Below are 26,217 nucleotides of genomic sequence, written 5' to 3'. Positions count from 1 at the left end.
GACTTCCCTGGAGGAAGCGCTGAGTCCATAAGACGACCATCGGTGAAGAAAAAGGTGCCAACGCCTTTATGGCAGCTCAAACCACAAAGCAGCAATTTGTTGATAAGCGAGAGCAGCGCGACCACCAGTTACCAGAGCCTAGATTGGTCGCCCCGGCTCTAACCTACAACCTGACAGCATCCATTTTTGAAAAAAGACAACGAGTACACCACTAGCTCAGACAAATAAGATATGACACCTCTGAACATTAATTAATGAATGGAAGTCAAACACTTATGCCTGATGGCGCAAAATGACAAATTTCCGCTGAGCATCTCCCCTACACTACGCCTCATCCAATTGTTACCACAATGAGACACCCATACAATGCGCAAACTTATCTTTATACTAACGGCCATGCTACTTCCTGTATCAATCAGCTTTGCAAGTATCTCTATTAAAGGCGATCACCTTGAGCTAAGTGAAGACTGTGTAAGCTACGAATCAGATCGCGTTCGAATTGAGTCCGAAGAGTGTGATAATAAACATAACAAAAACAAAGAGAACCGAAGTGTTCATGGCAAGGACAACCCAGGGAAAGGGCACGGAAAGAAAAAGTGAAAAACCGATAATAACGTCAAAATGATAAACGCAAGGCGTTGCGAGCAAACAAGAAGTGGCGATTGTTAATAACTATGACCGCCACTTGACAGCTTCTTAAACTAGCGGCTATCACGTCGATAAATGGAACCCAAGAGCGCAACCAGACAAACTAATACTAACGGTAGATTGATAAGCCCTCCGGGTGCATCACCAAGTGTGACAACGGGTTTCCAGCTACCAACCACAAACCTTCCAGCATACTCTGCGATAGCGATAACAAACATCAAAGGAATAAGGCTTTTATATCGAGCAGCCACCAACAAATATATAAAGGCAAGTAACAGCTGTGAAAGCCCCCACAAAGCAAATATACCAACGATGGTTGACGCGGCCCCCGAACTAAATGAGTCTAATGGAATGGTTGCAATACTTTGTGCGCCACCATCTGCGGCCAATAAGTGATGCTGACTGCGCCATAACGTCATAGCAGTAAGGCAATAAAAGAAATATTGGCTCAGCTTTACCCCTTGATAGCTGTTATCTATCACCTTAGGGAGTATAGATTTAAAGTCAAAATACATGATAAGTGATCCTTATTTGGCGTTTTCGGGTATCTGGTTCAACGTTTGTTCCAGTTTATTTACCCACCCTCTAAGTATGTTTTTAATTTCCTCTTCTGGCTCCAAGATATTATCTAGGCTTTTTTCACCCGCAGTGATGTCAATCGCAGAGAAGAGCGGCTCTTTAGTTTGACTATCAGATATTAAAACTTCAATCCTCGCCGTCGTTACATTGGTATGCTCCCCTGTTGTCAGCAGAGACGCATAAGAAATCGCAAGTCCAATCGGAAGCACTGAACTCGTTGTTGCAAGGATGGAATTTGGCGTAGCAACGTTGCTGATTGCGAACTGGACGGTCAGGCCATTTTCTTTAGGAGAAGACGCCGGCGTTTTATAGTTGGCCAGCGTCGTTTGAGCTTCAAACTCAAGGTAGTTGGCAAAACCTCTCAACTCCTGTTCGGAAAACTCAGAGTCTTGAACCTCCAATCGTGTTGGTGCGATATAAAAATTGGAATACGTGGAGAACTTCTCTTTGAGTAATGTTTGATCAGAATACTCTGCCGGCAACCACACATATCGCCAAGAGTCTGTGTTTGTATTAACTTGATAAGTGAAATCATTGTGCTTAGAGCGTTCAGAAACAGCGCTGCACGCCGTGAGTGTCGCAATCAAGCCCATAATAATGAGTGTACGCATCCTACTTCCAATGTTTGATATTCAAAGAGCTTGCTACTCTAACGCAGTAAAACTATTGAGTGAGTTTGTAGAGAATGAATGGGTACTAAACCGGTATGAACTGTCCGCATTAGAACAAGTCATTGAGGGTTACCCCAATGCCAAGACGTGTCTGAATATGGTTATAATCGATTAAACTATCCCCATAACCATGAAATACTTTGATATAGCCACGCAACTTGCCATAAAGCGGGGTAGTCACATTGAGCGTCATCGCACCTTTGCCTGTCTTGACATTTCCTCGCCCGAAAATCGACACTTTGTACTTGTCGAGATCGTAACCCAAGCCAATTTCACCATGACCAACGTAATCTTCAATATCTGGGTTATCATCACCACGAGCATCATTGATATCCGCTTTCGGATCTTCCGGTAGTCGATACCATGGGCGAATATAGGCCACGACTCGGTCACGTTCATAAGCGAGATTCAGATAGATACGATTCCACGAACGCGACTGAACGCCGGCACGACCATTGGATTGATGCTCAATACCTACCATCATTCCGGTATTGCCGCCTAAGGGATGCCAGTCAAGTGGCATCGCGTAGAACACCTCTGGCCGATAGTTAGTTTCTCGAAAGGGACTGGAAATATCTTTAGCATACACCTGCCACCAAGCCTCAAGCGTAAATGCTCCATAAATTTTATCCCCTGGTACGAAGAGTGAGTCAAACGTTAGAGGAAATTTCAAGCTTATTTGAAATTGCGTTTCGACGGTTTTGAGACCCTGATAAACTTCGCTCGAACTTTGGTTTTCAAGCGGGGTCAAACTCGACGTTGTATAAACTGGCAATATGTAATTCATTCTATGAGGCGTAAGAACAAAGGCTCCACTTTCGGCCTCTCTTTCCTGATTCAAACGCTGACTGATCGCCCCTGATTGGGACTTATTTGGCGCTGCTATGGATGGCGTCGAGCCGGTTTCATTGCAATAGCGCCTAACCTCACCTAATGTTGTGTCATCGTCTAACAAATGGAATCGTTCAAGTTGGCAGTCTGCGGTCTTTCCGCCATGAGCGTTATTCGCAAGACTCAGGGCAAAAAGCGTAATCAAAGTCCGTTTCATGAGGAGCGTATCCTATTGATATTATTTTAATATCAAACTACCCCTCTCTTTACTTTAACGCGACAAACTAGGGCACCAACGGGCACAAAATGGGGGTCAATGGGTCATTTCCCCATCCCCCTCTAAATCAAGCAAGTATCAGTACAACCCAGTTAATCGATGCGCGTCCAAATCATGGTTTTTTTGAAAAACCCGGCTTTCACCTCTATTTGCAATGTGTCATCCACTAAAAATATGTCTGCATCATAGTGCTTCGCCTTCTTGATCGCGTACACCTTTCCTTTAAAGCCATCCGCTACTTCTATCATTTCGGATAAGAGTTGTTGTCCTTCTAATTTAGGTTGTAACGGTGATTTAGTCACAATGCCTTGCCAAAGGCCCGGCTTAGACTGGCTAATTTCAATGTGTGTGGTTTTGTTTTCCGCCAACCACTGACCTTCGATGACTGTCGAATCCGCAAAAGTCATCATCGACCATAGGGTAAGGAATAAGGTAAACAGTATTTTCATTTTAATATCCTTGTAGAATTAAAGCCCACTTTTGAAAGTTGATAAAGGGAGCAAACCTCCCTTTATCATTAGCTCTCTAACAATCATTAGTTAGATCTTCACTCGATAGAAGACGCTATACAGTACAGGTACAAATATCAGCGTCAGCACAGTAGAGAAAATCAGACCCGCGACAATGGCAATCGCCATCGTCTGCCACATCGCTCCACCTGTAATCAGTAGCGGTATCATGCCCAGTACGGTCGTCAAAGTGGTGAGAAGAATAGGTTTCATACGCCTCTTACCCGCGGCAATCAATGCATCAATCGCTCGCTTGCCAGACGCAATCTCAATGTCTACTTGCTCTAGTAAAACAATGGCGTTATTAATCACGATCCCTGCTAGCGATATCACGCCTAAGAAGGTCATAAAACCAAAGAAACTTTTACCAATAAGTAAGCCTGCTACGACACCAACAAACGCGATCGGAATAGTCGAGAGAATGATGATTGGCTTTCTAAATGAATTAAACTGCGCCACCAGCAAGCCAATAATGACAAACAGCGCCAACGGTAAGTTCTCACTGATACTACCCGTCGACTTTTCCGACTTCTCAAATTCACCACCAAGTTCAAAAAACACGCCGCTTGGCCAATTTCCAGACTCTGCCTCTAGCCAAGGTAAAATCGCATTCAACCCTTCACTCGCGGTATAGCCAGGCCCCAACTGAGCGCCAATGGTGACGGATTTATAACTATTACGACGATAGATTTTGGCGTTTTGCCATACGATATCAACGTCAGCAATATGCGCGAGAGTCACATCTCCCGCAGGAGTATAGATAGGCAGCGCCAAAATTTGCTCGACATTGAGTTCCTCTCGCTCTTCATTGGAGAGCACGATAGGAATACTCAAGATACCGTCACGAAACTCACTCAAGGTCTTACCCACCAAAGAGGTCTGCAAACTCAGCGCGATATCTCTGTTACTCACACCTGCGAGCGCCGCTTTTTGTTGATCAATGACAATACGAATCGTCTTGGTTTTTTGCCCCCAGTCATCACTGATGTCTTTAAGGCCATCAATGCTCGCGAGTTTCGCCTTGATTTCTTGAGTAATCGCAAACACCTTGTCCTGATCCAATCCATTTAATCGGATTTCAACCGGGTTTAAAATTGCCGCACCATTTTCGATAAGCCTTGTGGTGGCAATGGCATCTGGGTGATGCTCATTGACGTAAGACTCTATGCGTTGCATCAATTCTGGGTTATCACGATAGTCATGCGTGTTAATGATCCAGAATGAGTACTCTGGGCTCGACGTTCGAGAACTGTGCGGCAAAACATAACGTGGGCCACCATAACCAACGTATACAGACCAGTTTTTAATTCCTTGGTTCTTGATACCTGTGTTTTTGATCCCTAGCTTGTTGCTACCTTCATCATTCACATCGCTCACAGTGATGCTAGGTTTACCATCCGAAGCGTCCTTAGCTTTTAGGGTTAATAAGTACTGCTCGATGTCAGCAACCATGGCTTGATTGTGCTCAATGGAGGTGCCCATTGGCATCGTCACTTCCATCTTGAAAAAAGCTCGCTCCGATGGTGGGAAGAAAATGTTCGGTAACCACTTCATCGCATGAAAAGTGAACACCGTAGCCACCAGCATCGCCACAACCGTCAACCAGCGAAAGCGAATAAGCGTTGTCAGTAGATTGGCATACCAAGCAAGTTGAGTAGGCGATTGTTGCTTCACCTGTTTGGTTGGTTTTAAAAGCAGCACACAAAGCAATGGGATCATCACCAAGCTTAATAGCCAAGAGGTCAATAACGTAATCGTCACGACCACAAACAGTGCTCCCGTATACTCACCCATGGTCGACTTTGCCAAGAAGATCGGCAAGAAAGCGGCGGACGTAGTTAAGGAAGACGTCAACAAAGGAAGTTTAAGCTCATTGGCACTCTCAATCGCTGCCGTTTTTTTACTCACTCCTTGGTTAATGCGAACTAATATGTTCTCTGACATCACAATGCCATTATCAACCAACATACCAAGTGCGATGATAAGTGCAGCAAGAGAGATCTGATCTAGACCGACCCCGATTTGAGACATCACTAAAATGGTCAGTAGCATGCTAACTGGCACCAACAAGGAGACAATCAAACCTGTACGCCAGCCCAAGAAAATAAACATGACTAAGCCAACGACCGTCATCGACTGCACTAGACTCGATACAAATTGATTGACCTTGTCTTCTACTTCCTTAGGCGCAAAATTGACCTTGCTGATCTCAAGACCAATCGGTAACTGACGAGTGAACTGCTCTACATAAGCGTCGACTTGTTCGCCCAAACGCACATTATTACCGGTTTCGACCATTGCAATCGCAACGTTAACAGAAGGTTTTCCATTGAAGTAAACGGGATTATTGATAGGAAACTCGTAACCAGATTCGAGAGTGACTAAACTGTCTAACCTTACCGTTTTACCGCTTGATGGTAGCGTCACTAAGGTACCTTTGACCTCATCGGGTGTGTTGTAGTTACCACTAGGTTCTATTGGCAAGCGTTCTTGCCCAAAGACGACACTCCCCCCACTCAAGACGATATTCTGTTTTGACAAAATATCCGCGAGCTGATTAGGCGTTAAATCATAGGCAGTCAGCGCATTAGCATCGAATTTAAGTTTGATTTGCTCTTGCTGCACACCATGAAGGTCAACCTTAGCCACAACGTCGAGTAAAAACAGCCCACTACGAAGATCTTCCGCCGTTTGCTTGAGCTCACGATAAGAAAAGCCTTCACCGTGAATCGCAAGAACAATGCCGTAGACATCGCCAAATTCATCGTTGACTACAGGCGCTCCAACCCCTTCAGGTAGCGTACTCGCTGCACGTTCGATCTTACGACGTAATTTATCCCAAATTGGCTGAAGGTCAGAGTAGTCCTCTTTGATAGCAACGGTGAGTATCGACACACCGTTTTTCGATTGGCTTTTAACATAGTCCAGTTCAGCAAGCTCTAACACGGCTTTTTCAAGCGGATCGGTGACCAGATCTTCAACCCGTTTTGGACTGGCACCTGGAAACTGGGTGATGACCTGAGCATTTCGAATTGTAAAGCCAGGGTCATACGCTTCTGGGATGGTGTTGTAGGCTTGGATACCCAAAAACGTCAACACCGCAATAATAAGCAGCGTGATACGGCTGTTGTTTAGAGAAAAGGCAGTCATCGACATTACTTCGCCTCCACTCTTACCTGTTGCCCGTCATGAACTTGGCTCACTCCGGCAATCACGACGCGCTCGCCGTTCGATAGCCCTTCGACAATATTGATGCCCTGCTCACTGACGCCATCTACGCGCACGGTTCGCTTCTCGAGTAGATGGGTTGTGGGATGTACTACGAACACATAATGCCCGTTGCCATCGCTAAGCACAGTATGACTAGGTAGTACCATTCCATTGCTGAGACCAAACGCTTCGGCTTTCACTTTGACTGACGTCCCAGTAAACAATCGGCGCTCAGACGGTGGCTGCATCACTAAGGTAACGTGTAGCTGCTGGCTACTTTGCTGACTTACACTGAGCTCATCGACTTTGAGTGGGAATGACTGTGCGAACCCTTCTATCTCTGCACTGAGTTTAACGGCGTCGGCTGTTTGAGTTTGCACAAACTGTGATTGTGGCACCGTGATGGTGATTTTGTATTGTTCAACATCCTGCAACGTAAGGATTTTGGTCGACGAAGTGACTTTAGAGAAGTTATCAATATAACGATGACTCACCACACCAGAAAAAGGAGCAAGTAAAGAGGTGTACTCAACATCTTTTACACTTTGCTCAAAAGCGGCTTGGGACGAAATATATTGCGACTCCAACGCATCTAAATTCGCTTGGCTGATTGCCTTTTTATTAATAAGTGACAGTGCTCGTTCGTACTCTGCTTTCGCTTGTTTTAAAGAGGCCTCACTCGATTTTTTGTTAATCAGCTGTTGGCTACTATCTAGTTGCGCCAATAACTGCCCTTTTTCTACTTTTTGACCAGATTTGATAGGAAGGTCTGTTAACTCACCTTGGATTCGAAAGTTCATATCGATGGTTTTGTTCGCCTCGAGAATCCCAGTAAAGTACCTCACCTGTTGCTGTTGTTGATTTACAACCAACGTTTTCACCGGTTTGATTGGCGCAGAGGTGGCTTCCGGCACTTCATCTTTGCTACACCCAAATAGGCTTAGCGCGACTATCAAGGTAGTCAGTCCGTTTTTATAAGTTTGTGGCGTTCTCATTTCATTCAACCATTACAACGACATTTACGAGCCATAGTAATCGGCTGGGCTTATCGCAAAATGGTAAAATGTACGATTGGGTCTATTTCGGTCATGAGCGGGTCAACAGACAACGTCGTTTCACTTATACTGTCAGCACCTTATTCCTAGAGTGCCTATGTTGAAACCTCCAATCCTAAAGTCTTTGTTCTCAAAATCACTGTTATCCAAGTTGTCGTTCTCACGACAGGACTTGCTGTTGCTGGTCGTATGGCCACTCATCAACTCTGTGATTATCTACTCTTCACTGTACTACGTTATGATTGCGCTGGATGAGCCTCTGACCTTGAACATGGTCTTTCGTGCCCTCACAGGCATATTTTCAATATGCGCACTATTTTGGCTATTGCGACGACTATTTGATGCCAAATTTGGTGCTCTCTATCGCCACAAGCTGCCATATCAAATCTTGATCAACTTGGTTTTAGCTTCATTAGCTATCGCCTTTACCTCCGGCGGTCTCCCGGCGCCGCAAACATTTGACACCGTAACCGTCTTTCAACTCGTCCGGCTAAAGCTGCTTACTCATTTGAACCTATTACTACAAGTGACCATTTACACTATGGTCGTTCACAGTTGGCAGCTGAAACAAAAAGCATTGGAGCTTGAGATGTCATTAAAAGAGTCTGAGATTTCTCTACTGCGCATTCAAACCAATCCGCACTTTCTGTTCAACACACTGAACCTGCTACACAGCGAGATCCCAGCACGTCCAGAACTCGCTCAGGAGCTTATTTTCGAACTCAGTGACTTACTCAGAGGCACGATTGCAATCTCCGACAAGAAGCGAATATTACTCAGTGATGAGATAGAGCTGATTGAGCACTATTTAGCGATCCAAAAAGCTCGATTTACCGAGCGATTGCATTTCTCCATAGATGTAAGTGAAGAGAGTCAAGCGCTGCAAATCCCGCCAATGCTGATCATGCCATTGGTAGAAAACGTCATTAAGCATGCAATAAGTAAGACCATCAACCCCATTCATCTTGAAGTCAAAACCCGCTATGCAGATGGGGAGCTTTGCATTGCTGTTAGCAACAGTTGGCCAGAAACCACAACGCCTAAATTTGAAGCTGGCAGTGGTCACCGTAATATTGTTGACACCCTAAATTTAGAATACGACGACGCCAATTTTTCAATGGGTTTTTCCAACGATACTAGCTGCGCACAAATCACCATTCGTCATGATTTTTAAGGAGAAACCTGTGTACCGAGTCTTATTAATAGATGATGAGCCCGCAGCGACTCAAGCTTTAGCACGTAGCCTTGCGGCATTTGAAGAGATTGACGTAGTTGGTAGCTACAACGATCCCCAAAAAGGGATTGAGGCAATTTGCCAGCAGACACCCGACATCGTATTTATGGATATAGAGATGCCAGGACTGGATGGTTTCATGGTCGCCAAAGCCACAGAGCATGTACCTTATCATCTCGTTTATGTGACAGCTTATTCAGAGCACGCGTTGAGCGCATTTGAAACCAAAGTCGTGGACTATCTATTAAAACCCGTTCGCCAGACCAGACTTGAGCGCTGCCTTGAAAAGATTAAAGCCCTTCCACCTCTGGTATCACCTTCTTTGGAACTGGAAATTCTAGTCCATGATGGCAAGACAACCTACAGGCTCACCGAGAACGATATCAGCTACATAGAAAGCATCGGCCGCTACCAACAAGTTAACCTAACAGCCTCAGGACAGAGAAAGTTTCAGTTACAGACGATAGTCACAGAAGAAACCATGACCAACTTTGAAAAAGAGTTGAGCACAGAGCAATTTTTGCGAGTACATCGCAGTTTTATCGTCAACGTGGGTTTGATAACCCAAGTCCAACGTGAGGCTAGAAATACTCTGCTGTCATTGAGTGGAGTGAGTCAGGCGATACCGGTCGCTAGAGCGAAGGTGGCTGTGGTGAATGAGTACTTGAAGTAACCGCCTTTAAAACCATAAAAAGCCCAATACAATGATTGGGCTTTAACGTAACGTTTGAGTATTACCACATCAGATCGTCTGGCACCACATATTGTGCATACGGGTCATCTTCTTCAACGACTTCTTCTTTCACGTCGTTTTCGATAATGGTCTCTTGGTCACGCTCGGCGATTTTCTTCGCAACGATGGTTGGGATCACCGCGTAGCCTTCTTCTAGACGTGCAATAGACAACTGACCTTTACTTAGCTGGTCACGCACTTCTTGAGTAACATATAACGACTTAACCAAAGTACCATCAGTGAAGTTGTATTTAATGTCACCGTTGCCATGTTCAATAGTGTTAAGAGTAATCAGTTGCTTCACTTGAGCTTTGATTTCTTTGCTCAGTTTTTCTTCATCACGCTGCTTGTTCAACGCTTGATCGCGCTCTTTTTGTGCCGCTTTACTCTCTTCAACGGCCGCTTTTGCTTCACGCGCTTGAACACGTGATTTTTTCGAACCTTTCTTGGCTTTTTTCAGTTTTTTCTCGTTGACCAGACCCGCTTTTAGCATCTGCTCTTGAAGGCTTAGTTTCGACATGGAATGCAATCCTAATTTGTTCTCACAATTGTGGGCATGATCCCAAGAAAGCCCGACAAGAGCAAGCCCAAACAAAGAGAATATCGACGATTTAGCTCTCAATTACCCACCGAGAGACATCAACAGATGATGACTCTGAGATCACGCTTCGGAATGCTGGTTTTGAGAATGAGTTAGGTTTGAGCTATGTTGGCTAACACTCCCCATCTCATTGATTTTACCGATTATGCTGCTTGACCTATCACAGATTGCTTTACTGTTTATTGCTGGTGTCTTCGGCGGTGTACTCAATTCTGTGGCCGGCGGTGGCAGCTTTATTACCTTTCCGACGCTGCTGTTGGTCGGTATCCCGCCAATTGTCGCTAACGCGACTAACACGTTCGCAGCCTGTGCCGGTTATTTGAGTGGCACCTATGCGTTTCGCCGAGAAGTGCTTAAAGACCGCGGCAATTTACTTAAGGTGGTGCTACTCAGTATCGCCGGAGGCATCAGTGGCAGCTACTTACTGATTATTGTGTCGGAGCAACAGTTTGTCAGCACAATACCTTGGCTATTACTGTTCGCCACCGTGCTGTTCATTTTTGGCGATCGTATTAATGCTCGGCTGCAAATGGCGAGTAGCCATCGTAACCTTGGTGGGTTAGTCGCGTTTGGATTAGCGCTGTTTTTGTTCCTTGTGGGTGTATTTGGTGGCTTTTTTAACGCTGGACTTGGAGTGATTGGCCTAAGCTACCTCGCGGTTGCTGGTTACAAAGACATTAATTTGATGAACGGCTTGAAACTCCTTATCTCAACCTGCGCGTCGGCGATTGCCATCGTGCTATTTGTATTTAATGGCCTCATCGATTGGTATTCAGGCATCGCTGTGATGCTCGGAACACTCACTGGCGGTTATGTTGCGGCTAACCTTTCACGACAGCTACCACAGATCTACGTGCGACGCTTTGTCACATTAAGCTCCATCGCTATTACCTGTTATTTCTTCTACGACACTTACTTATAACGCGCAACTATCACCAAGACCTGGTTTATCAGGCTCTGACCAAGTGATAACAAAGCTATGACCTAACGGTTAAACAAGCATCAAGTGGATATGTTACTGATAGCACCTATCTTTATTTGTATCCATGACACACCGTTTAGAGGCTTTTATGTCATTTCGTATCGCGTTGATCGCTACGCTTGTTTCATGCTCGGTAATAGCGCAGCCTGACCCGTTTCCTACTGAACCCAACGACACTGGCAAGTCCTTTATGGTCAGTGCCACCAACCCCTATGTGACCAGCACGGGCTACTCCATTCTCAAACAAGGCGGTAATGCGGTCGATGCGATGGTCGCCATGCAACTGGTGATGTCGGTGGTAGAGCCTGATATGACGGGTATTGGCGGTGGCACCTTTGCTCTCTACTACGACAACAAAGCTAAATCCTTTACCGCTTACGATGGCCGTGATGAAGCGCCTTCCAGTGCCACTCCAGACATGTTTCTAGATAAAGATGGTAAGGCGATTAGCCGCGACGACATTTTGGGTCCTCGCTCCGTAGCGGTTCCAGGTACGCTTAAGCTTCTTCAGCACACTCACGAAAAGCACGGCAAACTGGATTGGAAACAGCTTGTACAGCCAGCTATCAATTACGCTGAAAACGGCTATTCGATGAACAGCTACACCTATGACATCGTAGTGCGTGAACAAACCAGACTTATCCATGATCCAGAAATAAAAGCGCTCTACTGGGAAGGCGATACCATCCGCCCAACGGGCACTAACATGACCAACCCTAACATGGCGACAACGCTTAAAGCCATCGCCGAACAAGGTGCTGATTATCTGTACCAAGGAGCACTGGCAAAGCACATTGTCGAAACGGTCAACGCTCGCCTCGAAAAAGACCAAGCGAAACTCTCTCTCACTGACTTTGCTAACTATCGTGTGAAGACGCGCGACATCGTTAAGTCAAGCTACCGTGGCAATGACATTGTCTCGTTCGGCTATCCTGCTTCTGGTGGTGTATTGGTCTCCCAGTCTCTCGACATGCTTGAAAAATACGATATCGCTTCAATGCCAATCACCACAGCGGAACCTTGGCGACTGATGGTTGAAGCAATGCGCCTTGCTAAAGAAGACCGCATTGCCTACGCCGGCGACCCAAGCTATGTAGATACACCCGTTGAAGCATTGCTCGATAAAGACTATATCGATGATCGCTTTGACATGATCCCAGAACAAGGCGCGGGTGATAGCAAGAGCATTAAGCCAGGATTACCCGAGGTAGCGACACCTGCTGCACACGAAGGCTTTGAAAGCCAAGATACTGGACACATTTCTATTGTCGATAGCGAAGGTAATGCCATCGCGATGACCAGTACCGTCGGCACGGGTATGGGCTCTGGTGTCATGGTCGATGGTGTCTTGCTGAATGCTCAAATGGCCAACTTTTCATCGGTTCCAAGCCTAAAGGGTAAACCGGTACAAAACGCCATTGAAGCAGGCAAACGTCCTCGCTCTGCCATTACCCCGCTGATGGTGTTCGATAAAGACGATAATCTGCGTCTCGTCGTAGGCAGCCCTGGTAGCTCGCAAATTCCGGGTTATGTACTGAAAACTATTGTTGGCATTGTTGATTGGGACCTATCCGCTCAAGATGCGATTGACCTGCCGAACATCCAATACGGCACCAAAATTGACCGCACTAAGCCATACAATCCGACTGGCCTGTTGGTCGAAAAGCGCACCTTCGCCGAATCTATGGTGCCAAGCTTTGCTGAAATGGGCTACAAGGTACACGTTATTCCTGTTGTGAGCGGCCTCAATGCCATTGAAGTCAAAGATGGAATGCTACATGGCGCAACAGATAGACGCAGGGCTTCGACCTCACTAGGCGATTAATTTGGGAAGGCTAAAAGCAGGTGCTTTTAGCCTTTTTTGTAGCGCAGCTGCAAAGATGTCAAAGAGACCATTATGTTGGGCAGATAAACTCATCACTATCTGTGGTAAAGTGCACGCCGCTTCCCAACTAGCACAGCAAAGGTTAAGACCAACACTATGCCGTTTTCTCAATTCTCTCTAAGCCAAAAATTGGTAGCAGCGCTGCCCGATACATTTCGCTCAGCAACGGAAATTCAGACACTCACTATTCCTGCGATTTTGAATCAGCAGGATGTATTGGCCATCGCTAAGACAGGAAGCGGTAAAACACTGGCATATGGCTTACCACTGTTGGAGCAACTTCTCGCAGTGTCATCACACTCACAGGCGCTTATACTGGTGCCTACTCGCGAGCTTGCCTCACAAGTCAATAACACGCTCTCTCTGGTAACTCAGCATACAAAGCTGACATCAATCAGCATTTTCGGAGGAGTGGATAAAGAACAGCAAAAAGCGGCTCTTGCCAAACAACCAAGCGTCATTGTCGCAACGCCAGGCCGCCTGCTTGAACTACTCACTGAAAACGCGCCAATGGCCAGCAACATCAATAAACTGGTTCTTGATGAAGCCGATCGCCTGTTAGAAATGGGATTCTGGACGGATGTCCAACGCATCATCGAGATGCTGCCAGCAAAGCGTCAAACACTGATGTTCTCTGCTACTTTCCCGAAGCTACTAGAGAGCAAGGCCAACGAACTACTTAACTCACCAGCACTCATTGAAGCGAAGAAAACGGAAGATGCAGAACCATCGATAAATGAAACACTCTATCTCGTTAATAAGGGAAACAAAACCAAAGCGCTGATTGACCAAATCAGCCGTCATAACTGGCGTCAGGTACTTGTATTTATTGGTGCCAAAGACAACGCTGATGCACTTTGTAAGAAGTTAAACAAAGCTGGGCTAAACACGGCTGCACTGCATGGCAACAAAGATCAGGCAGAGCGAGAAGCTACTCTCGAGCAATTCAAACAGCAACAAATCAACGTGCTGATCGCCACAGACCTACTTGCACGCGGTATTCATGTAGAGCAATTACCTGTAGTGATAAACTTTGAGTTACCTTCAAGCGCAGAGACCTATGTACATAGAATCGGTCGCACTGCAAGGGCAGGACAAAAAGGTATCGCGGTCTCTTTAGTGTGTCACGGTGAGACAGAGTATTTGACCGCTATTAGAAAGGTGACTCAACGTGAACTAGCGCTACAAGAGTTGGATGGTTTTCCTGTTACCGACCAGCCTTCGTCTGGCGAAAGCAAGCGAGCTCCTAGAGATAAGCAAGCTAATCGCAGAACCAACAAAAAGAAGAGCATTAAACAGTTCCAGGGCAGAACTAAGCGCTCTTAAATGGGTTTGGAGCGAAGGTGTGCCAGAGTTTAAGTTAACAACCTTCTGGACTTTGGCCTCTTGTTTTATCGCGAATACCAGCTCACCGTTAATTCGTCATCCTCACAATAGTGAGGATCTCCTAAAGCGCTTAGCTAACTGCACAGTCACGTTAGTTACATTCAGATCGCGCTGACTGAGATTCCCTTTTCCAAGGGAATGACTTTTTTGGGGGAGCGTTGACGCTCGGCGTGGGGCAAGATGCCATATTTAGAGCTTATCGAGCAATACCAACTAATCCGCTTCACACCATTCTAGGATTTCATAACCGAGCCCTTTTGCATTCACTTTTTCAGGCTCAGTCATCGGCACCGAGTAGTCGCCAACTGGACAGGCTGAAACCGCAACCAACAGATCCATATCTGCGACAAATTCAACGTAGTCACCCGGATTACTTTGGCTTGGCATGCTATCACCACTGCCATCCATTTGAATAAAGCTCGGCTGGAATACCATAAAGTTGTCATGGATGATATCTTGCTCACCCATACCATACTCAGACACGGCCTGAATACCATTGTCGTGACAACTGTTATGCCCTTTGACACCGCTTAACATTTCCCACTGCGCTTGGGTACAGTGACCACCTAAGGCAACGTGGTTATGAAAGTTTTCTGGTAGCGTTGGGTTACCAGAGTGTTCCACCAGCATTGTTGCCATAGGACGAACATTTGGCATACAAGACCACAATTGGCTGTATTGGGCTAAATACGCACCTTCATATAGGAACGTCGTATGCCCCATAAAGTGCTCAGTACGGTCATGCTGATTGAATACCCAAACATCACCAATTTGCGGGCCATCAGATTGAATAATTCGAAACACTTGGCCTTTACTGACTTTAAAGGCTTTGCCGCTATGGCGCTCAATATAACCCTTTGAGACAGAACGCAACTGGTCACGTTTTTCTGTCATTTCAAGATATTTTGAGGCTATGGGTGTTCCCATCAACATGCCGCTTTGCTTCGTGACTGTTTTAGACATCATTCTCTCCTACCAATCAATACGTTGACGATCTGTGAAGAAGCCAGCAGTGGGTCCTTCTTTTGTGAGTGTTGCTAACCAAACAGAAGTGTCCGCCCCTTCTCTAACAGTTTTAGGTCTCGCTTGTGAGTCACCATAATCAGGCAGATCATCGAGGTTCATGTCTGTCTCTACCCAGCCAGGGCAACAGCTATTTACTTTGCCCGAAAACGGCTCTAGTGCTTTAGCGAACAAGACGGTATTGGCGTTAACACCAATTTTGCTCATTTGATACGCAGAGCAAATATCGTCTTTCAACGGCGAATCCATATCACTTAACTGTGCAAGCTGTGCCACCTGTGTCGAGAGGTTCACAATGCGCGGTTCTTGAGACTTCTTGAGTAATGGGATCAGTTTTTGTGTCAACAAAAACGGACCAATTTGGTTGATTTCTAGCACTTCACGAAGCATCTCTTCCTGAAGTTCAATAGGACCAATACCAAAATCTTTCAAAATAGCGGCGTTGTTGATGAGTGCATCTAAATGACCATAGGTTTCCTCAATGGTTTGATACACCGCAGAAAACGTATTTGTGTCAGCAAGGTTGATTACAACCGGCGTCACCTCATAGCCCTGCTCTCTATATGTTTTTGCTTTTTCAGAGCAGTCTTGGATGTCTCCCATCACAACCGCGTAACCTTGCTCCATAAGTAGCTCACATGTCGCTAAGCCAATTCCTTGATAAGCGCCTGTAACCATTGCAACTTTCATAATTATCTCCTGTGGTCATCTCGATTTCTGTATTCACTATACTTGACAAAAATCGAGTATAATTGTTCTTATAGCTCAAGATTACTTTTAGGTTACCATGGATATTATCAGTGCGGTTGGGCCTCTAGTTGCCCCTTATGATTACAATCAAGACACGCTAAAAAACCTGCGGACGCTGTTCAGGCGATACCAAGAGGTAAACACAGTATCGATTAAAGTTGAGCAACTGCTTATCTCCCAACAGCGTATCGATATTGCTACTCTCGTCGCGCTACAAAAAGAGTCTATCGAATCGTTGTGGCACGCTGGGCATTACCATGCGGGCTTTGCTTTAGGAGAATTGTTCTCGGTGGAAAGTTTTGGGCGTTTCAATATAGCTCTACAAAGCGCGCCAGACTTAACCAGTGCCGTGCGCTTGATCTCGCTCTACGCACCGCAATTTGAGGCCATTCTCCAAATTAGATTCTGTGAAGACTCCGGAAGACTATATGTGGAGTTTGAAGATGAACGAAACACCGTCGCTTGGCAATTTGAAGATGCACTGATGGCTTGCTGGCAACTTCTTACTCAGTTAACACAAACTCAGTTACAAGCAACCAGAGTGTGTTTACAAGCGCCTGAACAAGGTAATAGCCAAGGCCTCAACGACCTGTTTGGCACCAACATTGAGTTTTGTGCCCCCTGCACTTACATCGAACTGCCGGCTTCAGATTGGTCAAGAGCTATGGGGGCATCATCTCCCATGATCACGACACTATTTAACTCTTGGTCGGAGCAAGAAGGTAATGATGAAAACCGTTTCCTAGCAGAGATTTACCACTCGATTTACGATCAAATCGCACAGCGCAGCACAGAAGTAACCTTACCTGAACTCGCCACACAGCATCACTGCAGTGTTGCAACGATGAAGCGACGCCTTGCTAAGTACAATAAAAGCCTAACGACGATGAAAGATGAGGTACACATGCTAGTGTGCTATCACTATGTGACAATGACGGCATTACCGTTATCGACGGTTGCCGAATGGCTTGGTTTTAGCGACAGTGCAAACTTCTGCCGAGCTTGTAAGCGTTGGTTTTCCATGCCCCCTAGTCAACTTAGACGTCTGAATACTAAGAAAAGTATCCAGTAAATTAAAACAAAGGGTAGGTACTTTTCAGTAACCTACCCTACGTTATTGAGTTGCGTTAACTAACGATCACTCCCAACCATCGTTAGCTCAGCACTTATAAAACAGGCGCTGGTAATGCAGGAAGGCTAGATTCAATCGCTTTCGCAGCCGCTAGCACCTCTTCATCTTTCCATGGACGTCCAATAATTTGAATGCCAATCGGCAATCCATCTTCGTTCATTGCGACTGGAATGGTTGCAACCGGCCAACCTGTTAGGTTGTAGGCTTGCATCATCGATGAGTCCGCCGTGCCATCGGCTGAGTTGTGCTTAAATGCAACAACTGGCGCTACTGGTGCAATCAACACATCTGCATTTTCAAATACTTGAATCATTGAATTGCGCAGCTTCGCTAAGCGTGCATTAGCCTTTTGCGCGTCTTCAACGGTTGCATCAATACCTAAAGACAACCAGCCTTTAAGCTCTTCACCCATTAACTCTGGGTTGTTGGCATTCACAAAGTTTCTTAAATGCTCGCTACCATCATATAAGAAGTGTTCCACCAGTATTTCACCACCAAATTGGACTTGCTCTGGTAGTTGGTGCGACGTCTCACAACCCGATTTTTTAAGCGCTTCCACAGCGTTGTTAACCGCGTCTTTGTACATCTCTGGTACGGTGACCAAACCATCATCGGTGTAGAAACCGATGCGCAGTTCATTGACTTTTACATCGCTGCTAGCGGCCAAAGGAACGTCTTGTGCAAACGGGTCTTTCCAGTCTGGACCGTTTAGCACTTCTAACAATAGCTCCAAATCATCCACACTGCGCGCCATTGGACCAGCATGGTTAAATTGAGAAAAAGCGTCGCCGTAGCTCGGGATATGCCCTGTGGTTGGAATGCGGCCATGAGTCGGTTTTAAAGCACAAATACCACAAAAATGCGCTGGCAAACGTACGCTACCACCAATGTCGCTACCAATATCAAATGGTATCATTCTTGCCGCGATGGCTGCCGCAGCGCCACCAGAGCTACCACCTGGCGTTCTAGTTAGGTCATAAGGGTTGTTGGTTCGACCATAAACAGGGCTGTTGCACTCATCTGAAAGTGCGAGTTCAGGTGTATTCGACTTACCTAGCAAAATAGCGCCTGCCGCTTTTAGTCTTTTCACCAGCGTCGCATCTTGCTCTGGGACATTGTCTTTGAACATATTACTACCCGCAGTGGTAATAACTCCTTTAGTCTCAAACAAGTCTTTAAGTGTAAATGGAATACCGTGCAGTGGCCCTACCGGCTCACCCGCTTTCAAGGCTAAGTCCGCTCTTCTAGCTTGTGCAATCGCTTCTTGCTTTTGAATTTGGAACACCGCATTGAGCTTTGGATTATGAGTTTCAATTTGAGTTAGACATGCCAAAACTAGCTGCTCTGACGTCACTTCTTTAGCAAGTAGCTTTGCTCTCATCTCAGTGGCCGTCATATTGTGGATACTCTCGATACTCATTGTCTCTCCTGACTTAGTCGCAAATGAAGGAGAAGTCATAGTGGCAGCGGACAACGCCATGGCAGATTTTAGGAAGCTTCGACGATTCAGTGGCATGATTTTCCCCTTCAAAATAATATAGTTAGCTCAACTATAGCGACCGCGATTGACAGAGGTAAGTATATGTAACGGTAACATACCGGAAATCTATAGTAACTCGAACAAGCGATGTGACTAGCATTAGTCGTTGATGAGCGATACTTTAGAATACTGCCTAGCAAATTCAACCATAACCCGCCGATTATCCGCCCTGTCACTCTCTCCACACTCCTTACCATTCCACTTAATATCGGGACTTGAATAAACTGGCATATGATTATCTTCATAAGACATAATTGTACCCCGTTCGCCACATATGTAGCCAAGAGAGTAGTTTTTTAGCGGAGGATAAGTGCTTAACCGATGTGCATCTAAATCAAACTCTTCATAGTAACTCAGCGTTTTAATGTCATGAGAAGCGCCACTAAGATGACCAATTTCATGTTCGAGTATCGAGTCGGGGCAGTTGATAGCGATAGTAAAAAAGAACGAGGAGCTTGAAGCGTAACCGCAATAGAGCGATTTGTAGCTATCAAATGCGTTGGCAAACACTATCGCGTTAAAAATAGGCTCACCTTGTTTGTTCACCTCTGGAAAGGTTCGATTGAGCTCATTGATAAGCAGTCTTTCAGCGACCGCGATGTCCTGAAACCAAGAACTATCAATTTGCGACACATATTCAACGTGAGTTACACGACGGGTCGTTGGAATACACGAGTTTTTAAGTGTCAGGTTGGAATACGCGATCCAAGCGTCTATTTTGGCTTTAACGAACTGTGGTGAATACTCATCCAATATATCTTTGCTAATGTAAAAATGCACCTCAGTATCAAGGGAGCGCGCAAACTGGCAAGTAGGTAGTGTTAGTACACTACCGTATGATTTCAAGGCGCACATTAAGACTAAGAAAAGTAAAGCAATTTTGACTTTCATGACACCTCTTGGACAACGTCATTTTCCATCTAGTCAGTTTGCTTGGTTTACCAATAGTAATCAATGTGCATATTAAATATCCGTGAGAAAGAGTCGCGTGTCGCTGGAGAGAGAAGTCGATGTTTAGAGATGGTTTGAAAGCAGAGCTTCGATTCAAAGCTCTGCCCTATAAAGCCTTACTTTCTAACTGGACGTTGCGGTATCTCATCTCCCGAAATAAAACCATCGTTGTTACGGTCGATGCGAGAAAAGTCATTTCTTAGCGGCCCCCGCACTTCAGACTTTGATAGTTTCCCATCGCCATTACTGTCCATATTTGCCATTGGATTGCGCCCTCGTCTGCCATCCTTTTTTTGACTATCAGCACTCGTGGCACTGCCAGAAAGCGTGTATTGCTTAGTTTCTCGCTCTAGTTTAGTTGGGTTTTGCACATACTGAGTATTTTGGTCGGTCACACAACGAACGAAGTTTTCATAACGAACCGCATCACCTTGGGGACCATGTCCTTGTGGATAATCGACGCCGTTGTATTGTTTCGGGTCACTACGCTGAGCGCCTGCGCCGTGCACATCAATCCATTCACCATTGATGTATCCTAAAGAACTCCCAAATGCGATATAAGCAGCATTATTAGTGTTCTTTAGGTTCGCGTGTGTTGTGCTACTCCAGTAGTTCGCGTAATCGACTTTTTGACCTTCGTTGATGATGGTGCTGGCTTCAAATACAGAATCAATAGCTGCACTACTGGTTGTATCCGGGGAGCGAGAATAGTCCACAATCGATTGTAATTCTTTGATATTTGGCATTCGCCAATCGCTTTTTCCTGCAAGCTCTAGATTTTCACAGTACTGTATTCCACTAAACCAATCCATCCCTTGCTGGCTGTCACCTTGCTGCCACGTCAGGCCAGTTGCTTTGTCTGTGACTGTCTTATCACGGTTATCAACTAGGTTATTGATGCCATAATCGTTGTTACCTCTTACCGTCAGAAGATAAAACGTTTTTTCACCCCCTCTTGGAGATGTCGCCCCATAACCCTTGATTCGTCCATCAATGAAGTTAACGCCAAAAATCGTTTCATCACCATTCATGGTCGTTGATACGTATTTGGTAGAGCTTAGGTATTGAGAGTCAATCAACCGCTCACCGGCGTCCATATCACCAGATTCGAAGCCAAATACAGAGTGGTCGATAAACGGCCTAATTGAGTAAGTGCCAGTACCATTGATGCCACTAGGGTCTTCACCATCAAACAACATTAAAGAATACAACTCTTTAATGGTTGGGACGCGCCAATCGTTGTGTCCACCGAGCTTTAAACTAGAAGCATACGCAATACCTTGATCGTAAGTGACTTTATCGTCGGCGGTAATTTTTCCATCACCATTGAGGTCCGTCGTTTGAGCCCACACTAACCCCGTGTTGTTATCTGTTACCGTGCCATCGCCATGAGCGGTATAGCTGGGAACATACCCTTGATATTGCGCATCTTGACCAAACGCTCGCTCACTTCGACAAGAACCCATTGTTAGAGAATCGCCTAAACATTCAGTTTGGTTTGTATCAACAATGGTATAGGTTAATTGGGCAAACGAGTGTGTACTGACACCCAATAGTGCAATTTCCGCCGACAATTTTACTAAACGAAACATGCAGCGGTTAAGTCCTAGAGACGTGTGAATTAATTTTGATTGGCTCATAGTGCCTCCTAATAAGCGAACGACTTAATCTTGAGGTCATTCTTTTCGACCGCACTACTATGAATCCAAAATGTTCAGAAAATATAGAGATAATAAAAACACCGATTAGCCCCCGTTCAAACGACACAATTTTCTGTCGACATCTGCATTTTCTTCATACTCCCTACACATTGTTTAATTAGCGTACTAATCAATCAGCTATCAATGATCTATCAAGGACTGATGAATGAACAGAGTATTGGTTTTTCTACTTTCCCTACTCGTTCTCACGATATTGCCTTCACTGGTTCTGAGCGCATTTGTTAAACACGCACTCGGGTTATCTTTTTAGTGAACAAAACGGTTTGTCGATACAGAACCTAAACATAACGCTCTACAAGGAAACGAAATTGATATGAAAAACCCTTCTAAAATTGTATTCGGTGGCTCACTATTTTTTGGTGCTGGAATATTAGGCGTTCTGACGATAGAAACCGTCGTCCGAGTTCTTATAGTCTGCGCCCAATGGTTGAACTTTTTAGTCAATTAACGCGCATTCTATGTCCTCCTTTGCTTTCTCCTTATTTTCTACACATTCGTCTCACTTTCTCTGCTCAATCAGGCGACACAATGAACATTCACTTTTGATTTTTAGAGAAATTAACATGAAGAAATTTGCTCTCGCTCTAAGCGCTTTGCTGCTTGCTGGCGCATATCACCCCGCTCAAGCTCAGGAAGAACGCCGTAAGCCGCCTTCCTTTGAAGAAATGGATGCAAACGGTGATGGGCTACTGACAAAAGATGAGCTCAAAGGCCGTTTATTGGACGAGTTGGATCTGCTTGATAGTGATGGTGATGGCGCGTTATCGGAATCGGAACTACCCGAACCACCTAAACGTCGCAGCTGAGACGGTGACTCTCAAAGCCGGCTCTAACTACAACATAGTGCCTAAAAAGCTATGTGTTCATTTGTTATATGGAAATAAGGTTAATACGTGTCCAAAGTTGTCCACTTCCCTTTGGTTTGCACTCTGCTTACCTACTCTTTTACCAGCGCCGCAGCGCTCTATCGTGTGGTAGAGGTAGACACCTCAATTGCTACTGAAGCTAACGAATACTATTCTACGGCCATCGCACCTTCCTCATCAGAATGGTGTTTTGAAGATAATTGTACTGACAACCAATACAGTGCGCTTGGCTATAGCATGAATGGTATGGAGGGAATACCACTAGACCAAGAGGTCGCTTTTGGCGTTGATAACCACTTCTACTATCTCGATTATGATGATCTTTACGATTATTGTGACAGCGAGTTAGGCTACGCAACCTGTGAGGCATGGGCGAGCAATCGGTGGTATGGGGATGCCAGTACAGGTATTGGCGGTCTCGAAAACCATCAAGATGCATTTTACAACGCAAGCTACACACCGCTCTACCACTCCTTTATGGAATACGACTCGCCACTGGACATCGACCCTGACATCCCTTCTGGCTATGAAGAGATGCTATTTGCAGTCGAAAGCACCATCGACATAAAAGCTCGTACTATCGACTCCGCAGGCCATATCATCGCTAATAGCAGCAGCGGCTATTTTGACTATGACGGGTATTATGTACAGCCTTATGGCGGCCGTGGGCTTGTCTTTTCCGATGGAAAGACCACATCCCTAGAACCGCTTGCCAATTCAGCTCTGAGCTTTGCGGACTACGAGGGTGAGCAGTTAATGGTTGAAGAAATGGGTTCAACCATTGCCTTTGATAGCTTTACCTACCCCGCCAATGGTGTGGACAGTCAGACCTATGTTGTCGGCAGTGCCTCGGTCGCGACCTTCGATTACTCAGACACCTCAAAGTACTATAACTCACTAGATCTTAGTGGCTGTATAGAGCTTGAACATCCTATCCTATCCAGTGCTTGCCAGCACTTTGGGTTTGCGACACAAGCCTTTATCTGGTCGCTGGCCGACGATGGTAAAACTCGCTTTCCGGCCAGCTCTTGGGCCACTAGCTATGACAACTATAACTATGCATCAGCACAGGCCAGCATTCGAGCCGCAACCATTGTCGAACGCAGTGACAGTCATTATTTAGGTTTACCTGTATTGGTTGGATTCAACTCCGATCTCGCTGATGACAATCTCATCATGCAAGCTGCGGTATACTTGCCAACCACCACCGATGACTTCTCTGTTGAAGAAAACGCCTGGACATCGGTATTTATTAGCAATGCTAAACTCGAGTACGACGATAGCTATTACTACAGCAACTCTGTCGCTACAGATATTAACTCCCAGCTGATTGTTATTGGCGAAACCAAGCGTTTGGGGAGTGTACCTGAGGGTGGTGCTGCAGCAAACCGAATGTTCATTGCTGACGCGGGACAATCCACACCATCAGCGACCTATTTCAGCGAACTGTCACAGTCGATTTTCTTTGTCGGTGCTGGAGGGCATGCCAATGCAATCAACCAACATAACGAAATCGTTGGTGAAGTGGATGCTGAAAATCATACCGAAATTGATGGGCCGCAACGTCGCCGTCGAGGCTACATCTTTCCTTACAATGGCATTGGAAGCGATGAATCGCGCATAACTCTATTCAACTCACGCGCATGGTGGCTAGATGATCTCACCAATGGAGGCAGTTACAGCGACTTAAACAATGCCTATCGTATTGTCACTGCATCAGACATCAACGATGCAGGAGTGATTTCAGCGACAGCCATCAAATGCGCTTCGGGTTATGACTCCACGGATCACTTCGCCACTTGTGGCAACGGAATAGAAGCCGAAACCGTTGTCGCCGTAAAACTCATCCCTATACAGGGAGCTACCAGCAGCGATATTCAGAGCCGATCGGAAAACACCGCTACCGTTACCCGAGAAGGCGGCAGTATGACTTTAATGGGCATCTTTTTATTACTGGCATTCAGGGTCGTGCGAGATGGGTGGCGCAACCTCATTGATGGTACACCGTCACTCACACTATAACGTCTCAACCAATTTACTGATATGTCACTTCGCCTAGATGAAGATCAAAAAAAGCCGAGCTTTCGCTCGGCTAGATATATCATCGCTTGGGAAGAGTGATGAGATATTCGGTTATTCGCTGTCGATTAAACGATGCGTAGGCCACCTTGAGCAATCGCGAAGCGACGTGCACGGGTGAACGATAGTGCGTTAGTAATACCTTCGCCTGTTGGACCTGCGATAGTGAACGTTGACGTACCTTCTGCGTTGTAGCCAACACCAGATAACGTTGGACCATTGTGTGCGAAGATAGTGGTGTTGATTCGGCCACCAAACTTAGTTACGTTCTCAATGTTGCCTGAGTAGATACATGCAGAGTGCTTGTTACCACGCTCAGCTGCTACCGCACGCTCAATCGCTTCGTCGATGTCTTTACAGATAACCACTGGTAGTACTGGCATCATTTGCTCTACGTGTACGAGTGGGTGGTCGTTCTCAACCAACATTACTGCAAGGCGAGTGTCTGACTTAACGCCGATAGACTTTAGGATTTGACCCGCATCTTGACCTACGTGCTTTTTAACTGGGTGCCATACACGAGAAATCTCGTGTGCAGTGCAAGGTTTCGCACCTTCGAACTCGTCTAGTGTTAGAATTTCTTCTGTTAGCTTCTCAGCTTCTTCCGCTGTCAAAACATATGCGCCAACTTCTTCAAGCTTGTCTAGGAACGCGTCTGCAACGGCTTCTTCAACGAATACTTCTTTTTCACCGATACAAAGTAGGTTGTTATCGAAAGAAGCACCACCGTATACGCCTGCAGCTGCTAAGTCTAGGTTTGCAGAAGCATCAACGATAACAGGTGGGTTACCAGCACCTGCGCCTACACCTTTCTTACCAGATTGCAGGATAGCCTTAACTAGACCCGGACCACCAGTACCAACTAGCATGTTCACTAGTGGCGAGCTCGCGATTTCATTTAGCGTTTCTAGTGTTGGCTCTTGAACCATAGTCACTAGGTTTTCTGGGCCGCCTGCTGCAATGATCGTTTCGTTAAGAAGGTCAATCATCATCGCCGACACAACTTTTGATGATGGGTGAACGTTGAACGTGACTGCGTTACCACCTGCTAGCATAGAGATAGCGTTGTTAACGATAGTTTCTGTTGGGTTAGTCACTGGCGTTACTGCGCCAATCACCCCGTAAGGTGCACGCTCACCAAGAGAAATACCGTTATCACCAGACCAAACCTGAGTTTCTAGGATCTCAGTGCCTGGCGTTTTTGCTGCTGTCAGCTGGTGCTTAGCGATTTTGTCTTCAACACGGCCTAGTTTTGTCTCTTCACGAACTAATTTTGCAAAGTCTTCTGCACGCGCTAGTACTGCACCACGCATCGCGGTGATGATGGCTTCGCGACCTTCTTTGGTACAGTTTACGTAGTACTCGATTTGAGCTTTGTGAGTTGCTTCAATCGCAGCGTCCACTGTCGCGAATACACCTTTAGCGTTATTGATATCAAAAGACATAGTGATTACCTCGTGAGATTTGGTGCTATAAGAGCTGGGCTTTATCGTCGCCTAGATTGCTCTTTTGAGCTTGTTGGCTAGGTCTATTGCCCGCCTCAAGATGATGCTA

General features: G+C 45.7%; 23 protein-coding genes. 10 read left to right on the top strand and 13 right to left on the bottom strand.

The features are described from left to right. The first annotated feature begins 68 nt into the window (after window positions 1-68). Window positions 69-215 (top strand): hypothetical protein, encoded by a 147-nt coding sequence (locus PG915_RS20745; RefSeq protein ID WP_353498899.1) that lies wholly within the window; start codon window positions 69-71, stop codon window positions 213-215. 151 nt (window positions 216-366) lie between these two features. Beyond that, window positions 367-600, top strand: a complete 234-nt coding sequence (locus tag PG915_RS20740) for a CG2 omega domain protein (protein ID WP_353498898.1) — start codon at window positions 367-369, stop codon at window positions 598-600. Between the two features lie 101 nt (window positions 601-701). Here the strand turns inward: PG915_RS20740 and PG915_RS20735 are convergent, their stop codons facing one another. The 6 genes from PG915_RS20735 to PG915_RS20710 form a co-directional block, all read right to left on the bottom strand. Continuing rightward, window positions 702-1,163 (bottom strand): hypothetical protein, encoded by a 462-nt coding sequence (locus PG915_RS20735; protein WP_353498897.1) that lies wholly within the window; start codon window positions 1,161-1,163, stop codon window positions 702-704. A 12-nt stretch (window positions 1,164-1,175) separates the two neighbouring features. Further along, window positions 1,176-1,838, bottom strand: coding sequence for a DUF3313 family protein (locus PG915_RS20730; protein WP_353498896.1), 663 nt, complete (start codon window positions 1,836-1,838; stop codon window positions 1,176-1,178). A 109-nt stretch (window positions 1,839-1,947) separates the two neighbouring features. After that, window positions 1,948-2,946, bottom strand: a complete 999-nt coding sequence (locus PG915_RS20725; RefSeq protein WP_353498895.1) for a phospholipase A — start codon at window positions 2,944-2,946, stop codon at window positions 1,948-1,950. 152 nt (window positions 2,947-3,098) lie between these two features. Further along, window positions 3,099-3,455, bottom strand: a complete 357-nt coding sequence (locus tag PG915_RS20720) for a hypothetical protein (protein WP_353498894.1) — start codon at window positions 3,453-3,455, stop codon at window positions 3,099-3,101. A gap of 90 nt (window positions 3,456-3,545) precedes the next feature. Continuing rightward, window positions 3,546-6,671, bottom strand: a complete 3,126-nt coding sequence (locus PG915_RS20715) for an efflux RND transporter permease subunit (protein ID WP_353498893.1) — start codon at window positions 6,669-6,671, stop codon at window positions 3,546-3,548. Beyond that, complete coding sequence (locus tag PG915_RS20710) at window positions 6,671-7,720, bottom strand: efflux RND transporter periplasmic adaptor subunit (RefSeq protein ID WP_353498892.1); 1,050 nt, start codon at window positions 7,718-7,720, stop codon at window positions 6,671-6,673. The genes PG915_RS20715 and PG915_RS20710 overlap by 1 nt, the downstream gene beginning before the upstream one ends. Before the next feature lie 157 nt (window positions 7,721-7,877). On the opposite strand from PG915_RS20710, the gene PG915_RS20705 reads away from it, so the two are divergent. After that, window positions 7,878-8,954 carry a sensor histidine kinase gene (locus PG915_RS20705; protein WP_353498891.1) on the top strand — a complete coding sequence of 359 codons (1,077 nt, stop codon included), beginning with the start codon at window positions 7,878-7,880 and terminating at the stop codon, window positions 8,952-8,954. 10 nt (window positions 8,955-8,964) lie between these two features. Next, window positions 8,965-9,687: a LytR/AlgR family response regulator transcription factor gene (locus PG915_RS20700; protein ID WP_353498890.1), complete on the top strand. Its 723-nt coding sequence runs from the start codon at window positions 8,965-8,967 to the stop codon at window positions 9,685-9,687. A gap of 61 nt (window positions 9,688-9,748) precedes the next feature. On the opposite strand, the gene PG915_RS20695 is transcribed toward PG915_RS20700, so the two are convergent. Then, window positions 9,749-10,267 carry a DUF2058 domain-containing protein gene (locus PG915_RS20695; RefSeq protein WP_353498889.1) on the bottom strand — a complete coding sequence of 173 codons (519 nt, stop codon included), beginning with the start codon at window positions 10,265-10,267 and terminating at the stop codon, window positions 9,749-9,751. Window positions 10,268-10,493: 226 nt separating this feature from the next. Here PG915_RS20695 and PG915_RS20690 point away from each other — a divergent pair, with 226 nt between their 5' ends. From PG915_RS20690 to PG915_RS20680, 3 genes are all read left to right on the top strand, one after another. Continuing rightward, a complete protein-coding gene (locus tag PG915_RS20690; RefSeq protein ID WP_353498888.1) occupies window positions 10,494-11,270 on the top strand; it encodes a sulfite exporter TauE/SafE family protein in 777 nt (258 codons plus the stop codon). A 148-nt stretch (window positions 11,271-11,418) separates the two neighbouring features. Next, window positions 11,419-13,155 carry a gamma-glutamyltransferase gene (ggt, locus tag PG915_RS20685; protein WP_353498887.1) on the top strand — a complete coding sequence of 579 codons (1,737 nt, stop codon included), beginning with the start codon at window positions 11,419-11,421 and terminating at the stop codon, window positions 13,153-13,155. Window positions 13,156-13,311: 156 nt separating this feature from the next. After that, the gene (locus tag PG915_RS20680; RefSeq protein WP_353498886.1) at window positions 13,312-14,541 is read left to right on the top strand and encodes a DEAD/DEAH box helicase; all 1,230 of its coding nucleotides are present in this window, start codon (window positions 13,312-13,314) and stop codon (window positions 14,539-14,541) included. 273 nt (window positions 14,542-14,814) lie between these two features. On the opposite strand, the gene PG915_RS20675 is transcribed toward PG915_RS20680, so the two are convergent. Together PG915_RS20675 and PG915_RS20670 are read right to left on the bottom strand one after the other, a co-directional pair. Further along, the gene (locus PG915_RS20675; RefSeq protein WP_367357786.1) at window positions 14,815-15,564 is read right to left on the bottom strand and encodes a DUF1989 domain-containing protein; all 750 of its coding nucleotides are present in this window, start codon (window positions 15,562-15,564) and stop codon (window positions 14,815-14,817) included. Window positions 15,565-15,573: 9 nt separating this feature from the next. Beyond that, window positions 15,574-16,314, bottom strand: a complete 741-nt coding sequence (locus PG915_RS20670; RefSeq protein ID WP_353498884.1) for an SDR family NAD(P)-dependent oxidoreductase — start codon at window positions 16,312-16,314, stop codon at window positions 15,574-15,576. Between the two features lie 97 nt (window positions 16,315-16,411). On the opposite strand from PG915_RS20670, the gene PG915_RS20665 reads away from it, so the two are divergent. Continuing rightward, a complete protein-coding gene (locus PG915_RS20665; protein WP_353498883.1) occupies window positions 16,412-17,446 on the top strand; it encodes an AraC family transcriptional regulator in 1,035 nt (344 codons plus the stop codon). A 94-nt stretch (window positions 17,447-17,540) separates the two neighbouring features. Here the strand turns inward: PG915_RS20665 and PG915_RS20660 are convergent, their stop codons facing one another. From PG915_RS20660 to PG915_RS20650, 3 genes are all read right to left on the bottom strand, one after another. Next, entirely contained in the window at window positions 17,541-19,022 is a 1,482-nt protein-coding gene (locus PG915_RS20660) for an amidase (protein ID WP_353498882.1), read from the bottom strand. Between the two features lie 123 nt (window positions 19,023-19,145). After that, entirely contained in the window at window positions 19,146-19,937 is a 792-nt protein-coding gene (locus PG915_RS20655; RefSeq protein ID WP_353498881.1) for a hypothetical protein, read from the bottom strand. Window positions 19,938-20,113: 176 nt separating this feature from the next. Next, window positions 20,114-21,637, bottom strand: coding sequence for a DUF1566 domain-containing protein (locus PG915_RS20650; RefSeq protein ID WP_353498880.1), 1,524 nt, complete (start codon window positions 21,635-21,637; stop codon window positions 20,114-20,116). A gap of 644 nt (window positions 21,638-22,281) precedes the next feature. On the opposite strand from PG915_RS20650, the gene PG915_RS20645 reads away from it, so the two are divergent. Together PG915_RS20645 and PG915_RS20640 are read left to right on the top strand one after the other, a co-directional pair. Continuing rightward, window positions 22,282-22,524, top strand: coding sequence for an EF-hand domain-containing protein (locus PG915_RS20645; protein WP_353498879.1), 243 nt, complete (start codon window positions 22,282-22,284; stop codon window positions 22,522-22,524). Between the two features lie 87 nt (window positions 22,525-22,611). Continuing rightward, window positions 22,612-24,606, top strand: coding sequence for a DUF3466 family protein (locus tag PG915_RS20640; protein WP_353498878.1), 1,995 nt, complete (start codon window positions 22,612-22,614; stop codon window positions 24,604-24,606). Window positions 24,607-24,731: 125 nt separating this feature from the next. On the opposite strand, the gene PG915_RS20635 is transcribed toward PG915_RS20640, so the two are convergent. Beyond that, a complete protein-coding gene (locus PG915_RS20635; protein ID WP_353498877.1) occupies window positions 24,732-26,108 on the bottom strand; it encodes an aldehyde dehydrogenase in 1,377 nt (458 codons plus the stop codon). Window positions 26,109-26,217 lie beyond the last annotated feature (109 nt).

The organism is Vibrio sp. CB1-14 (assembly GCF_040412085.2).
Classification (GTDB): Bacteria; Pseudomonadota; Gammaproteobacteria; order Enterobacterales; family Vibrionaceae; genus Vibrio; species Vibrio chaetopteri.
This window is presented reverse-complemented; position numbering and strand designations above follow the sequence as displayed.

Coding starts and splice junctions, on each gene's coding strand:
- PG915_RS20745 (WP_353498899.1), top strand. CDS start 69: ATGGCAGCTCAAACCACAAAGCAGCAATTTGTTGATAAGCGAGAGCAG.
- PG915_RS20740 (WP_353498898.1), top strand. CDS start 367: ATGCGCAAACTTATCTTTATACTAACGGCCATGCTACTTCCTGTATCA.
- PG915_RS20735 (WP_353498897.1), bottom strand. CDS start 1,163: ATGTATTTTGACTTTAAATCTATACTCCCTAAGGTGATAGATAACAGC.
- PG915_RS20730 (WP_353498896.1), bottom strand. CDS start 1,838: ATGCGTACACTCATTATTATGGGCTTGATTGCGACACTCACGGCGTGC.
- PG915_RS20725 (WP_353498895.1), bottom strand. CDS start 2,946: ATGAAACGGACTTTGATTACGCTTTTTGCCCTGAGTCTTGCGAATAAC.
- PG915_RS20720 (WP_353498894.1), bottom strand. CDS start 3,455: ATGAAAATACTGTTTACCTTATTCCTTACCCTATGGTCGATGATGACT.
- PG915_RS20715 (WP_353498893.1), bottom strand. CDS start 6,671: ATGTCGATGACTGCCTTTTCTCTAAACAACAGCCGTATCACGCTGCTT.
- PG915_RS20710 (WP_353498892.1), bottom strand. CDS start 7,720: ATGAGAACGCCACAAACTTATAAAAACGGACTGACTACCTTGATAGTC.
- PG915_RS20705 (WP_353498891.1), top strand. CDS start 7,878: ATGTTGAAACCTCCAATCCTAAAGTCTTTGTTCTCAAAATCACTGTTA.
- PG915_RS20695 (WP_353498889.1), bottom strand. CDS start 10,267: ATGTCGAAACTAAGCCTTCAAGAGCAGATGCTAAAAGCGGGTCTGGTC.
- PG915_RS20690 (WP_353498888.1), top strand. CDS start 10,494: ATGCTGCTTGACCTATCACAGATTGCTTTACTGTTTATTGCTGGTGTC.
- ggt (WP_353498887.1), top strand. CDS start 11,419: ATGTCATTTCGTATCGCGTTGATCGCTACGCTTGTTTCATGCTCGGTA.
- PG915_RS20680 (WP_353498886.1), top strand. CDS start 13,312: ATGCCGTTTTCTCAATTCTCTCTAAGCCAAAAATTGGTAGCAGCGCTG.
- PG915_RS20675 (WP_367357786.1), bottom strand. CDS start 15,564: ATGTCTAAAACAGTCACGAAGCAAAGCGGCATGTTGATGGGAACACCC.
- PG915_RS20670 (WP_353498884.1), bottom strand. CDS start 16,314: ATGAAAGTTGCAATGGTTACAGGCGCTTATCAAGGAATTGGCTTAGCG.
- PG915_RS20665 (WP_353498883.1), top strand. CDS start 16,412: ATGGATATTATCAGTGCGGTTGGGCCTCTAGTTGCCCCTTATGATTAC.
- PG915_RS20660 (WP_353498882.1), bottom strand. CDS start 19,022: ATGCCACTGAATCGTCGAAGCTTCCTAAAATCTGCCATGGCGTTGTCC.
- PG915_RS20655 (WP_353498881.1), bottom strand. CDS start 19,937: ATGAAAGTCAAAATTGCTTTACTTTTCTTAGTCTTAATGTGCGCCTTG.
- PG915_RS20650 (WP_353498880.1), bottom strand. CDS start 21,637: ATGAGCCAATCAAAATTAATTCACACGTCTCTAGGACTTAACCGCTGC.
- PG915_RS20645 (WP_353498879.1), top strand. CDS start 22,282: ATGAAGAAATTTGCTCTCGCTCTAAGCGCTTTGCTGCTTGCTGGCGCA.
- PG915_RS20635 (WP_353498877.1), bottom strand. CDS start 26,108: ATGTCTTTTGATATCAATAACGCTAAAGGTGTATTCGCGACAGTGGAC.